The following is a 13,749-nucleotide window of genomic DNA, read 5'->3' on the forward strand; positions in this document are numbered from 1 at the left end:
GACCCTTATTATTTTAATAAGGGTCTAAAAATTATAATCCAAATATACTAAAAATCATTTTACGGCGCTTCGGTTTCTTTTCTCGTTCATATGTTGGTTTTGTATCGGGAGTAATAAATAATGGTTCTTCTTTCTTAAGGCCAGCTTCTAGCTTTTGAATTCGCTCTAACATTTCCTCCATTTCACGGCGATGTTGTAAAAGTTGGTACGTAACAACATCATTTGCTTTATCTTGCATTTGTTCTTCCATTCGATCTAACCTTCTCGTAATAGTGTTTAATTGATCGGCTAATTGTTTAAAATCATGCGATGATATGTTTTGAACAATTGTGTTTACTTGAGTTTTTAATTCTTCAACATCATTTGATGATGTTTTTTGAGCAGGGTGAGAGTTGTGGGGTTGCTCTATTTGTGAAAGATGGTATTCTAACATTTGATCTAAATCATCTTGTGTAAAAATAAAGTGACCATATTTATTTTTTTCTATCGTAAGATTTAATTGTTGTGCAATCCGGACAACAGCTTTTGGGCTAACACCTAATTTTTTTGCGATAAATGGTGTTTTATATTCCAAAATAATCCCTCCTATATATATCCTGTTGAATGATTTCGATCTATGAAGTAAGTTCCCTTCTGGTGTGACAAAAGAAGTGTGGAATCGGCAAAGAAAGTGTTTTTTCACGAAATGAGGCTGTGAGGAATATATCGTGTATATAAAAATATTTTATTGTAAGATTTAGAATAATTTGACTAAGGGAAATAAATTAGATTATCATAATGATAAATATCTTTTTTATGTATGCATATAATATATAAAAAGGTGATTGCTAATGTAGAATTTTGTTAGAGTATTAGAATGCTTACTTCACTTGAATAAAATTAAGTAGGAGGTGGCTTCCTTGCTTACAATGTAAGTAAGGAAAAGTATTTGGACATATATAGTATAAGTATAGTGATTGTTTTAATTGCCTTAACGGCATTTTTCGTTGCAGCAGAATTTGCAATTGTTAAAGTGCGAAGTTCACGAATTGACTATTTAATTGCAGAAGGAAATAATCGCGCAACACCTGTCAAAACAGTCATTACAAACTTAGACGAATATTTATCAGCTTGTCAGCTAGGAATAACAGTTACAGCTCTGGGGATTGGGTGGTTTGGTAAACCTGCATTAAAGCAAATGTTTGACACGATTTTTGTGAATTTAAACATTTCTACTCAACTAGCGGACATTTTTGCTGTAATTTTAGTGTTTTTGCTTATTACATTTTTACATGTTGTAATAGGGGAATTGGCCCCAAAAACATTCGCGATTCAAAAAGCTGAACAAGTGAGTTTATTTGTTGCTAAACCGTTAATTATCTTTTATCGTATGGCGTTTCCGTTTATTTGGCTATTAAATGGATCAGCCCGAATTATTACGAAGTTCCTAGGGGTGAAACCGCCGAAAGGGCACGATGATGTTCATTCAGAAGAAGAATTACGGTTATTAGTTTCAGAAAGTTACAAAAATGGCGAGATTAATCAGTCTGAATATAAATATGTAAATAAAATCTTTGAATTTGATGATCGGATTGCAAAAGAAATAATGGTACCCCGAACTGAGATGCATATTATAAGTAAAGACATGCCTGCTGAAGAAGCTTTGCAAAAAATGTCTCGGGAAAAATATACGAGATATCCAGTTGTTGATGGTGATAAAGATCATGTAATAGGTTTTGTAAACTTTAAAGATATTTTCACAGATTTTGTGCAGCATAAGGCGGTTAGTAATAAGAAAGTAGAGCAATATATTAGGCCAATCATTTTAGTTATCGACTCTATCCCAATACACGACTTATTTTTAAAAATGCAAAAAGAAAGAACACATATTGCTATATTGATAGATGAATATGGTGGTACGTCTGGACTTGTTACTGTTGAAGATATATTAGAAGAAATAGTTGGAGATATTCAAGACGAATTTGATACAGATGAACAGCCAGAAATTCAACAAGTAAGTGAAACGAAAACAATACTAGAGGGAAAAGTGCTTGTTAGTGAAGTAAATACGTTATTAGGTTTAACGATTGATGATAATGGTGTTGATACAATAGGTGGTTGGATTTTAACGAAGAATATAGAAATTGCTGAAGAGGATTTCATTGAAATTGAAAATTATAAGTTTTGTGTGAAAGAATTAGATGGACACTATATTAAGAGATTAGAAGTTACAAAGACTGTAGAATCAATTGCTATTTTAGAAGATGAAAAACAAATTTCATTACAAGAACAAATTAGTTCATAGACTCTGCTATATGGCAGAGTTTTTTTGAGCATAATGTTTTTTTGGAGAATAAGGGCTATGATACAATGGCATAAGTCAGACCTTTCACTAGGTGAAGTATTGTTGTATACATATATTTGGAAGGAGCAGAATTATGAAGAAGCACTTATATATAAATGGAGCTTGGAAGTCTGTAAACACGTATAAACCATTATATGCACCGTATTCTGAAGAAACATTAGCGGAAATTGCACAAGGAACAGAAGAAGATGTAAAAGAGGCTGTTACTGCTGCAAAAAATGCAATGAAAAAAATGAATAAATTATCTGCATATGATCGTGCGACTATTTTAGAGAAGGTTGCACAAAAAATGGATGAAAGAAGAGAAGAATTTGCGGAGATTATTGCAAAAGAGGCCGCAAAACCAATTCGTGCTGCGAGGGGAGAAGTAGATCGTACCGTTCAGACATACAAATTTGCAGCGGAAGAAGCGAAGCGTATATACGGTGAGACATTGCCACTTGATGCAGCGCCTGGTGCAGATGGCCGTATTGCCTATACAATAAGAAAACCGATTGGGGTTATAGGGGCAATTACACCATTTAACTTTCCATTAAATTTAGTAGCACATAAAGTTGGCCCTGCAATTGCTGCCGGAAATACTGTTGTATTAAAACCAGCTGATCAAACGCCATTATCGTCTTACGCATTAGTTGAATTATTTGAAGAGGCTGGATTGCCAAAAGGAGCTTTAAATATTATTTCTGGTCCCGGTTCAACTGTAGGTGAGGCGATAGTAACAAATGATGATGTTGCTTCCATTACTTTTACGGGAAGTCCGAAGGTTGGAATTGGAATTAAGGCAAAGGCTGGGTTAAAGCGAGTTACGTTAGAACTAGGGTCAAATGCTGCTGTTATTATTGATGAAGAGGTAGAATTAACGGATGAAATAATTGAACGTGTAAAATGGGGAGCATTTGTTAATAATGGACAAGTTTGTATTTCAGTACAACGTGTTTTTGTACATGAAAAGAGAATGGATGAATTTCTTTCAAAGCTAAAGAAAGCGATGGAAACAGTTGTTGTTGGTGATCCATTGCTTGAAGAAACAGATGTATCGGCTTTAATTTCGAAAAAAGATGTAGAGCGAATTGAAATGTGGGTGCAAGAAGCAGTTAAAGCAGGAGCGAATGTTTTATATGGTGGTAAGAAACGTGATGAAAGGATTTTTGAACCAACTGTATTAACGAATGTTCCAGAGCATGTATCTGTTCAGTGCCAAGAAGTATTTGGTCCACTCATGACTGTAAATACATTTAAAGAATTTGATGAAGCAATAGAGAAAGTAAATCATTCGCGTTACGGTCTACAAGCAGGAGTATTCACAAATAATTTGTTCAAAGCAATGCGTGCGATTGACGAGCTAGAAGTTGGTGGTGTCATGATAAATGATATTCCAACGTTCAGGGTAGATCATATGCCTTACGGTGGTGTGAAAGAAAGTGGTACGGGGCGTGAAGGTATTAAATATGCAATAGAAGAAATGACAGAATTGAAATTAGTGTGTATAAAAAAATAAAGTAGATCCAGCTTAAACATCGCAATAAAAAACGAGCAGGGAATGTTTACGATTCCATACTCGTTTTTTATTGTTTGTTTTACGTTTCTCAGAACAATTTCATTTAATCAAGTGTACCTTTTACTTCATTTCTTGTTTGAAAATAGCATCTTCTACATAAATTTGTTCTTTATCTACAGCGGTGCTATGAGATAATACTAAACCGATTGGTGTTTCTGTACCTTTATTTTGAACAATTGTAAAAGGAATATTTTTTTCATTTGCTAATTTGATGTATTTTGATAAATGTGGGTAAGCAATGCCACCATTTAGGAATATTTGTAATGTTTGAGAAGAGCGGATGCTACTAGCTACTTCAGAATATACATTACTTTGCATTACTTGACCGATAGTTAAAGCGATTTCTACACGCTCACGTAATGTAGTTAAATACATATTACGTTCTTCTGGTTTGTTCTGCTTTTGGCCGTAAATGCCTTCTTGGAGATAATCTTCCACATTTTTATTTACCATATTTTTCACACCTTTCATTTTCTATTGTACGAAAGAATAAAGCAGGATGCAAAAAAAGTCTCATCAAATGTAAAAAACTTTGAATGAAATGAAGGAAAATGGAGTGTATCAATCTAAACAATTAATAAAGTCATAAAAATTTTATCAACACATATTAACAAAATGTGACAATAATCTATTAACGAATTGCAATTTTTGTGTTAATATTCAAAATATAAAGGGTGTTCGTCGCATGGAAATGGAGGGAATGGGGGTTTTTCCAATCGATAAGGATATTAAAGAAGTATTTTGTTCGCACTTGAAAAACAACAGGCACCAATTCGTTGAGAACTGGAAAAACAAAATGATAATTTCCGATAAAGATCCATTTAAACTAGAAGCAGTTCAAAATGGAGAGGATTTATTAGAGTTAATTATCGAACTTACTATGGAAGAAAAAGATATAGATTATCTTCAGCCATTATGCGAGAAAATTGCTATTGAACGTGCAGGAGCAGATGCGAATATTGGTGATTTTGTTTATAATGCAAATGTGGGAAGAAATGAGCTTTTCGAAGCGATGTGTGAATTAGATGTTAGCGCACGTGAATTGAAACCAATTATGGCTCAAATACATACTTGTTTTGACAAATTAATTTATTATACTGTTTTAAAATACTCGGAAATTATATCAAAAAATTTAGAGGAAAAACAGCAATATATTAACGAAACACATAAAGAAAGGCTGACGATTTTAGGGCAAATGTCAGCTAGTTTTGTACATGAATTTCGTAACCCACTTACTTCCATAATGGGATTTGTCAAATTATTAAAGGCAGATCATCCTAGTTTATCGTATTTAGATATTATTTCGCATGAATTAGACCAATTAAATTTTCGTATTTCGCAATTTTTACTCGTATCGAAAAAAGAAATGTGGACTGAATCAGAACGATTTTGGCTTAATGATTTGTTTCAAGATATTATACAGTTCTTATATCCGAGCTTGGTCAATGCGAATGTTTCGATTGAAAAGAATTTGCCGTATCCAATTTCGTTTGTTGGCTATCGGAGTGAAGTGAGACAAGTAGTTTTAAATATATTAATGAATTCAATTGACGCTCTTGAATCAATGAAAGAAGAACGAAAAATTATCATTGATGTATTTGAAGAAAATCAAGTGATTCGAATTGTGATAAAAAATAATGGGCCAATGATTCCAGCTGAAAATGTAGAAACGATTTTTGAACCATTTGTAACTACTAAAAAGTTAGGAACTGGTATTGGATTATTTGTATGTAAACAAATTGTAGAAAAACATAATGGGTCCATCATGTGCCGTTCAGATAAAGATTGGACAGAATTTCAAATTGTATTTCAAAAATAAACAGTCTACACCAAATGAATGGTGTAGACTGTTTTAATTCGTAAGTATAACGGCTTCTAATTTAGGATCTTTCGTTGAATAACCTAAAATTGAAATTGTATAAATGATGTTCGGTTCGACTTTGAAATTCGGTATAGTTAGCAAGACGCTTGGATTATCTGCGAGTGAAATTTCAATATCTGCTGTACCAGGACTAACTTCTAAAAAATCTGTTATTTGTTTAAATAGTACATTTTCAAATAAATGATCTCCACCTTTTAAATCTATATTTACAACAGGTGTATCTGGAGAAAAATGCGCAAAGCGTATTTTTGCTTGGCCAGCTGGTAAATGTGTATTATCAAGCATAGGTTGTAATTGTAGATGATTATCACTATTTATTGCGGCAAAAGTATAAGTGTGATTTCCCATTATCGGTACTAAAGCTGAAAAGATGGGAGTTTCATTTCCGACAGGAACAATATCTATACGGTATTTACCTTGCACTAATGTTAAATAGGGACTAAATTGTTTAAACGAAATATTTTTAATAACCTTTTGCCCGTTTACTAAAATGTCAACTGCAGGTGTATTTGAAGCAGAGTGAAAAAACCTTATGTGTGATGGTAAAGTAGCTTCTTGGGAATCTCTTTTTTCATATGCCTGTACAAGTTTCGTAAGTGCATCGTAATATTTCATATATAACTCTACATATTTTTTCGGATTATGAAATTGATAGTAACGAGCGAGTTGTTCGTAACGTGCAGCTTCTTGTCCATATTTTTCGAGCTCAGATTGAGACATGAACATTCCTCCTTTGTCATCATTAAAACTATATGCTTAGCAAGAACGAGGTTATGCGAAAAAATGGTTTTTAAAGGAGAAAATTTGTAATGAAGATGTTGAAATGCGTGGTCTGAAATTCTTAAAAAAATAGGGATTTTTTAAATTATAGGCAAATACACATACGAAGTGATAATTGTCCTACATAATTTATAAAGGAATGGTAGTTTGAATTTGAGGGAAGGAGTGACGAATTGGGATGAGGTTATCCCAAAAGTGATTGGGAATGAAGTTATGAAGGATTTTGTGCTATAGTTTTTGATTTATTTTGCAAGTGAAGGTATTAACCGGTAATAGAGCGTCGTGCCGAACTGATTAATGTGGTTAATCGGTTCTTTTTTTATTGTATAAAACGAACTGTAAAGTATGTAGAATATTGTTTTTTATACAAATAATCGCTATGTATTTAGTAAGGATAATTGTCGAATTTTGTTTGAAAATATGCAATATAAAGTAGGTGAATAGGAAGGAGTTTAAAGGGAGTTTCGTCGAAGTTTACACAATGTCGGCAATTGAGCGAGGCTGGCATTATGTTAGAAAAATATTTAGTGAAGCGCTAATTTTATATAAGGGAGGGTTATTTGAGCGTATAGATAAGGGTTGGTCTTTAGTTTAAGTTCTGAATTTTCTGTTTTTGAAATGGTATTTAGCACTCATTTGTATATTTTATAATAGTTTTTTGATAAATTCACTGCTTTCGCAGAGGGTTCTTTTTTATGAAAGAAACGTCAATTTTCTTCATATATATATACAAATTGGAGAAATGGGGGAGCGCTATGCGCGATTACTTAATTAAACCACTTGTTGGTCAGCCGTATCCAATGATTTCACATGGAAAAGGTGTGTATTTGTATGATCAAAACGGAAATAAATATTTTGATGGCTCGTCAGGGGCAATTACGGCAGGGATTGGGCATGGCGTAAAGGAGATTGCAGACGTTATCAAAAAACAAGCAGAGGAGATTGCTTTCGTTTATAGATCACAGTTTACGAGTGAACCAGCTGAAAAATTAGCGAAGAAATTAAGCGATTTAAGTGTAGGAGATTTGAACTGGAGCTTTTTTGTGAATAGTGGTACGGAAGCAAATGAAACAGCTATGAAAATTGCAATCCAGCATTTTCAAGAGCGAGGTATTCAAGGGAAGCATAAAATTTTGTCACGATGGATGAGTTATCACGGTATTACGATGGGAGCCTTATCAATGTCTGGGCATCCACTACGCAGACAACGTTTCGTATCAATTTTAGAAGATTATCCAACTATTCCAGCTCCATATTGTTTTAGATGTCCGGTGCAAAAGGTATATCCGACTTGTCAGCTTGCTTGTGCGACTGAACTTGAAAGATCAATTGAAAGAATTGGAGCAGAACATATCGCAGCTTTTATTGCTGAACCGATTATCGGGGCAGCTGGAGGCGCAGTCGTTCCGCCGAAAGAATATTATAAAGTCATTAAAGATATTTGTAGTCATTATGATATTTTATTTATTGCTGATGAAGTAATGACTGGACTTGGTCGTACTGGCGCATGGTTTGCGATGGAGCATTGGGGTGTAGAACCGGATATTATGACCCTTGGTAAAGGTTTAGGAGCTGGATACACGCCGATGGCAGCGACGGTTGTAAGCGACCGTGTTATGGAGCCGATTTTACGAGGATCGCGTTCTGTTATGAGTGGGCATACGTTAAGTGCAAATCCATTATCTGCAGCAACAGCGCTAGCTGTTATTGAATATATGGAGAAACATAATCTACCTGAAAAAACAGCGGAAAAGGGAGAGTATTTAATAAAAGGATTACAGAAAGTTCAGCAACAATCGACAATCATTGCTGATGTGCGCGGAAAAGGATTGCTGATTGGAGTAGAATTGCAACCGTTTACAAAAGCGTCGGAACTTATTTCGGTTGCAGCTAAAAATGGTCTTCTTTTATACCAAGCTGTTTCAGGGCAAGCAGGAAAAGAAGATAGCGCACTGCTTGTAGCACCGCCAATGACAACTACATATTCCGAGTTAGATGAATTACTTTCAATTTTTGCAAAAAGTGTGGAGGAAATGATGCAAAAAGGAGGGCATAGTATCGTATGACAACTATTACGAATACATTCAGTAAATTAAAAGAGATAGAGGAAGTAATTTCTTTGTTTCACGATGATATGACATTAATGTTTGGGGGATTTGGGGGGATTGGATCCCCTCCATCTTTAATACAGGCGATTTTAGAAAAAGGAGTTACAAATTTAAATTTAATTGGAAATGATACGGGATTTCCTGATGTAGGAATCGGTCGTCTCGTTACAAATGAAAGAGTAAAATCATTAATTACTTCTCATATTGGTTCAAATCCAAATGCAGGAAGACAGCTAAACGAAGGAAGATTACAAATTGAGTTTTCTCCTCAAGGAACATTAGCAGAGCGTATTCGCGCTGGTGGTGTAGGACTTGGTGGCGTATTAGTTGATGTAGGTGTTGATACGATTGTAGAAGAGGGAAAACGTACTGTTGAAATGAATGGTAAAACATATTTAGTTGAAACAGCATTAACTGCTGAGGTTGCGATTGTATACGCGAAAAAGGCGGATCCGTTCGGTAACCTTGTGTTTGATAAGAGCGCTCGTAACATGAACCCTCACGTTGCTATGGCAGGGGATATAACGATTGTAGAAGCAGAAGAAATCGTTCCACTTGGAAGTTTAGATCCAGAAGAAATTGTTGTCCCAGGAGTATTTGTAAATTATATCGTACCGTCGGAAGGAGTGAATTGGAAATGGGTATGGGCGTAGAAGTGAGAGATAAGATTGCTAGGCGCGCGGCGAAAGAAATACAAAATGGTATGATTGTAAATTTAGGAATTGGTATACCATCGCTTGTACCGAATCATCTGCCTGACGATATAAACGTTATGTTTCATGCGGAAAATGGAATCGTAGGTATGGGACCTACGCCAACCAAAGGAAATGAAGACGAAAATTTATGTAACGCAGCAGGTTTACCGACTTCTCTTATTACAGGAGCGAGTTATTTTGATAGTTGCATGGCGTTTGGGATGATTCGAAAAGGTTTACTAGATATAACGATTCTTGGTTCATTACAAGTAAGTGAGAATGGTGATTTAGCAAACTGGATTGTTCCAGGGAAACGCGTTCCAGGTATTGGAGGAGCAATGGATTTAGCTCAAAAAGCGAAGCGGGTCGTTGTTGTAATGAATCATGTCGATAAATACGGAAATGCAAAAATTGTTTCCGAGTGTACATTACCATTAACTTCAAAAAAATGTGTGGATTTAATTATTACAGATATGGCAGTAATGGAAGTAACGCAGGGTGGACTCGTTTTACAAGAATTGATGAGTCCATACACAGTGGAAGATATAAAACAACATACAGAAGCAGATTTTGAAATTGGCTCTAACTTACTAGTAATTGAATGAGGGGAGATGTAATATATGGAGCAATTAAAAAAACAAGTTTGTGATTATATTGAGAGTCATGAAGAGGAAAGCGTAAAATTTTTAAAACGATTAATTCAAGAAAAGAGCATATCTGGTGATGAAAGTGGTGCGCAGGCAATTGTGATTGAAAAATTACGTGAGCTAGGTTTAGATCTTGATATTTGGGAGCCTTCATTTTCTAAAATGAAAGATCATCCCTATTTTGTATCACCGCGTACGAGTTTTTCAGATAGTCCAAATATTGTAGCGACTTTAAAAGGAAGTGGCGAAGGGAAATCTATGATATTAAATGGACATATTGATGTCGTACCAGAAGGAGATGTGAATCAGTGGGACCATCATCCTTATAGTGGTGAGAAAATAGGGAATCGTATATATGGTCGTGGAACGACAGATATGAAGGGCGGCAATGTCTCACTTATGCTTGCGATGGAAGCAATTATTGAATCTGGTATTGAATTAAAAGGAGATATTTATTTTCAAAGTGTAATCGAAGAAGAAAGTGGCGGGGCAGGAACATTAGCGACTATATTACGAGGATATAAAGCGGATGGTGTTATTATTCCTGAACCAACAAATATGAAGTTTTTCCCGAAACAACAAGGGTCCATGTGGTTTCGCTTACATGTGAAAGGGAAAGCAGCACACGGTGGAACACGTTATGAAGGAGTAAGTGCAATTGAAAAAAGTATGTTTGTTGTAGACCATTTGAGAAAACTGGAAGAGAAAAGAAATGATCGAATTACAGACCCGTTATTTAAAGGAATACCGATCCCAATTCCAATTAATATTGGGAAAATTGAAGGTGGGAGCTGGCCAAGTTCTGTTCCTGATTCTTTAATTTTAGAAGGAAGATGCGGTATCGCGCCGAATGAGACTATAGAGGCAGCAAAAGAAGAGTTCGAGAATTGGATTGTTGAATTAAATGATGTGGACAATTGGTTTGTTGAAAATCCAGTAGAAGTAGAATGGTTTGGTGCGAGATGGGTTCCTGGTGAACTAGAAGAAAATCATGAGTTAATTACGACTCTCGAGCAAAACTTTGTTGAAATCGAAGGAAACAGACCGATTATTGAAGCATCGCCTTGGGGGACTGATGGAGGTTTATTTACACAAATCGCAGGTGTACCAACAATAGTATTTGGCCCAGGAGAAACGAAAGTAGCACATTATCCAAACGAATATATAGAAGTTGATAAAATGATCGCTGCCGCAAAAATTATTGCATGTACATTACTAGATTGGTGTGAGGTGAAAAAATGAAATACTATGAATCTTTTAGAGAGCAGACGAACGGCTATACAGTAGAAGGCGTTTTAGACTATTTTAATAAACGTATTCGAGTAGACCATTACACAGGAAATGTTGAGAGGATTATCCAAACAATTGACGAATTAGCAGAGAAACATTCTTTCACTAAATGTATTGTTAAAGGAAAGGGAGAGCATGTTTCAACATGGCTCTCTTTCGGTTTTTTATTAGAAGCAACAATACCACATTATTTTCAAGGTCACGATGCATACTTCTTCGTGAAATTTAATAATGATGAAAGACGAAATAGTATTCAGTGGGCTGAGGAAGATACCATTTTAAGCGGTGTAAAAGCGAAAGAAGTAAAGGAAAAAATAGTTCCAGAGAAGTTTCTATTAAGAAAAGCGACAATAGAGGATGCGGAAGAATTAGCAGCTGTCTTTGGGAAAGTATTTGAAGTGTATCCAACTCCTTTAAACGAAGCGAGTTATGTAAAACAAACGATGAAAGAGGACGATACAATTTACTATGTGTATGAATTCGAAGGGAAAATAATTAGTACGGCGTCTGCAGAAATGAATATAAAAGAAGGAAATGCAGAATTAACGAATTGTGCTACTTTACCCGAATATCGTAAACATGGATTTATGAAAAGTTTATTAATTAAGTTAGAAGAAGAACTGCAAGAAAGAGCGATTTTCTGCTCTTATACAATTGCTCGGTCACTTTCTTTTGGAATGAATGCGGCCTTTCATCAGTTAGGTTATACGTATACAGGAAGACTGGCGAACAATTGCTACATTTTCGACAAGTTGGAAGATATGAATATATGGGTGAAAGATTTGTCTAATAAATAGTACGGTATAAAAAAATAGAACGGAATCGTCATGCTTATAATCGCACATAGGTATGCCGAAAATTCGGCATAGAATTTGCTGAATTTTCGGCAAGAGGGGGGATGACATTGCTAGCAGTTTCGACACAAGAAGTCATTGAAGCGATTTTGGGCAGTATTGATGAGGCTATACACGCAGTAGATGAAAATGGTATCACAATTTTCTATAATACTGTAGCTGCAAAACACGATGGATCAAAAATTGAAAAAGTGTTAGGTAAACATTTGTTAGAGGCGTTCCCTTCTTTATCTAGGGAAACAAGTACGTTGATGAAAGTGTTAGATACAAAAAAACCAATCGTTCATCAAGTTCAGCATTATCAAAATTTAAATGGGGAAGACATTTGTACAGTAAATACAACGTTACCTATTTTTATAGATGGAAATATCGCGGGAGCTGTTGAAATCGCAAAGGATTATTCCACAGTTCAAAAACTTACGGATACCATTGTAGATTTGCAGTCGAAAATAAAGCGGTCATCTAGAAAAAAAGCAATCAAAAAGCATGTTGCATTTGAGACGATAGTGACGAATGATGCTCGGTTTAAACAGACGAAAGAATTAGCGCAAAAAGTAGCCCCAACTGATGCAAATGTTTTAATATATGGGGAAACAGGAACAGGAAAAGAGTTATTTGTACAAGCGATTCATGAAGCTTCTAAGCGGAAGAACAAGCCGTTTATTGCACAAAACTGCGCAGCTTTGCCGGAGTCGCTGTTAGAAAGTTTATTGTTTGGAACGACGAAAGGGAGTTATACTGGGGCAATTGAACGAGCGGGATTATTTGAACTTGTAGATGGAGGGACATTGTTTTTAGATGAACTGAATTCAATGCCGCTCGATTTACAAGCGAAGATGTTACGTGTATTAGAGGATGGTGTTATTCGTCGAATTGGTGATAATAAGACGAGAAAAGTGGATGTTCGTGTTATTACCGCAATGAATCAGCCACCAGAAGTATGTTTAAGAGAGAATAAAATTCGTACTGATTTATATTATAGGTTAAATGTATTTTCATTATATATTCCGCCGCTACGTGAAAGAACTGAGGATGTATTATTATTAGCATCTTATTTTTTGAATGAATATAATAAAAGTTATAAAAAAGGTGTACTTCAAATGGATCAGGAAGCGAAAGAAAGACTACAGTCTTACCAATGGCCTGGAAATGTTCGGGAGCTAAAACATACGATTGAACATGCTGTTATTATCGCAGAAGGTAATACATTAACAGCCAATTGTTTACCGCGTACATTTCGGAAAGAGAGTCTTCCGAAGAAGAAGAGCATATTGCCTCTTAGAGAAGCACTTCATCAAACGGAAAAAGAATTAATAGATCAAGCGTTAATTGAAACGGAAGGGAATATATTACAAGCTGCAAAAATGTTAGGTATCCCTCGTCAAACGCTTCAATATAAACTGAGTAAGTACGACAAAACCGCCGAATAATTGGCGGTTTTTGTGTGTTTGCACCAATAAAAGAGCGTTTACATATATAAAAAGTAATGAATATGATAGTATGTATGGATTTCATACAGTGCTTTAAAAATTTTTTTCGCTTATGTAATAGGGTTCTCCGTACATTTACTTATCGATAAAGTAAAGTTGGC

12 protein-coding genes are annotated in these 13,749 nt (G+C 35.2%); 9 read left to right on the forward strand and 3 right to left on the reverse strand.

Annotation, left to right across the window (positions count from 1 at the left end; genetic code table 11):
* Positions 1 to 31: 31 nt before the first annotated feature.
* Positions 32 to 574, reverse strand: a complete 543-nt coding sequence (gene racA / locus ATN06_RS11310) for a chromosome-anchoring protein RacA (protein WP_060630709.1) — start codon at positions 572 to 574, stop codon at positions 32 to 34.
* Positions 575 to 928: 354 nt separating this feature from the next.
* Between racA and ATN06_RS11315 the strand changes: the two genes are divergently transcribed.
* Together ATN06_RS11315 and ATN06_RS11320 are read left to right on the forward strand one after the other, a co-directional pair.
* Complete coding sequence (locus ATN06_RS11315) at positions 929 to 2,284, forward strand: hemolysin family protein (RefSeq protein ID WP_060630710.1); 1,356 nt, start codon at positions 929 to 931, stop codon at positions 2,282 to 2,284.
* A 133-nt stretch (positions 2,285 to 2,417) separates the two neighbouring features.
* Positions 2,418 to 3,842: an aldehyde dehydrogenase family protein gene (locus ATN06_RS11320; RefSeq protein WP_060630711.1), complete on the forward strand. Its 1,425-nt coding sequence runs from the start codon at positions 2,418 to 2,420 to the stop codon at positions 3,840 to 3,842.
* A gap of 120 nt (positions 3,843 to 3,962) precedes the next feature.
* Here ATN06_RS11320 and ATN06_RS11325 read toward each other — a convergent pair whose 3' ends face one another.
* Complete coding sequence (locus ATN06_RS11325) at positions 3,963 to 4,355, reverse strand: YueI family protein (RefSeq protein WP_060630712.1); 393 nt, start codon at positions 4,353 to 4,355, stop codon at positions 3,963 to 3,965.
* 232 nt (positions 4,356 to 4,587) lie between these two features.
* On the opposite strand from ATN06_RS11325, the gene ATN06_RS11330 reads away from it, so the two are divergent.
* Complete coding sequence (locus tag ATN06_RS11330; protein ID WP_088116051.1) at positions 4,588 to 5,721, forward strand: BA2291 family sporulation histidine kinase; 1,134 nt, start codon at positions 4,588 to 4,590, stop codon at positions 5,719 to 5,721.
* 33 nt (positions 5,722 to 5,754) lie between these two features.
* On the opposite strand, the gene ATN06_RS11335 is transcribed toward ATN06_RS11330, so the two are convergent.
* The gene (locus ATN06_RS11335; RefSeq protein WP_060630713.1) at positions 5,755 to 6,504 is read right to left on the reverse strand and encodes a DUF4397 domain-containing protein; all 750 of its coding nucleotides are present in this window, start codon (positions 6,502 to 6,504) and stop codon (positions 5,755 to 5,757) included.
* Between the two features lie 815 nt (positions 6,505 to 7,319).
* Here ATN06_RS11335 and ATN06_RS11340 point away from each other — a divergent pair.
* The 6 genes from ATN06_RS11340 to rocR all read left to right on the forward strand — a co-directional run bounded on the left by ATN06_RS11340 (position 7,320) and on the right by rocR (position 13,588).
* Positions 7,320 to 8,630 (forward strand): aspartate aminotransferase family protein, encoded by a 1,311-nt coding sequence (locus ATN06_RS11340; RefSeq protein ID WP_060630714.1) that lies wholly within the window; start codon positions 7,320 to 7,322, stop codon positions 8,628 to 8,630.
* Positions 8,627 to 9,325 (forward strand): acetate CoA-transferase subunit alpha, encoded by a 699-nt coding sequence (gene atoD, locus ATN06_RS11345; RefSeq protein ID WP_000208119.1) that lies wholly within the window; start codon positions 8,627 to 8,629, stop codon positions 9,323 to 9,325. Before ATN06_RS11340 ends, atoD begins: the two co-directional genes overlap by 4 nt.
* A complete protein-coding gene (locus ATN06_RS11350) occupies positions 9,310 to 9,972 on the forward strand; it encodes a CoA transferase subunit B (RefSeq protein WP_060630715.1) in 663 nt (220 codons plus the stop codon). Before atoD ends, ATN06_RS11350 begins: the two co-directional genes overlap by 16 nt.
* Positions 9,973 to 9,987: 15 nt before the next feature.
* Entirely contained in the window at positions 9,988 to 11,256 is a 1,269-nt protein-coding gene (locus ATN06_RS11355) for a peptidase (RefSeq protein ID WP_060630716.1), read from the forward strand.
* Positions 11,253 to 12,101 carry a putative beta-lysine N-acetyltransferase gene (gene ablB / locus ATN06_RS11360; RefSeq protein ID WP_060630717.1) on the forward strand — a complete coding sequence of 283 codons (849 nt, stop codon included), beginning with the start codon at positions 11,253 to 11,255 and terminating at the stop codon, positions 12,099 to 12,101. Before ATN06_RS11355 ends, ablB begins: the two co-directional genes overlap by 4 nt.
* A gap of 101 nt (positions 12,102 to 12,202) precedes the next feature.
* The gene (gene rocR / locus ATN06_RS11365; protein WP_088116049.1) at positions 12,203 to 13,588 is read left to right on the forward strand and encodes an arginine utilization transcriptional regulator RocR; all 1,386 of its coding nucleotides are present in this window, start codon (positions 12,203 to 12,205) and stop codon (positions 13,586 to 13,588) included.
* Positions 13,589 to 13,749: the final 161 nt, after the last annotated feature.

The organism is Bacillus thuringiensis (genome assembly GCF_001455345.1).
Lineage (GTDB): Bacteria > Bacillota > Bacilli > Bacillales > Bacillaceae_G > Bacillus_A > Bacillus_A thuringiensis_N.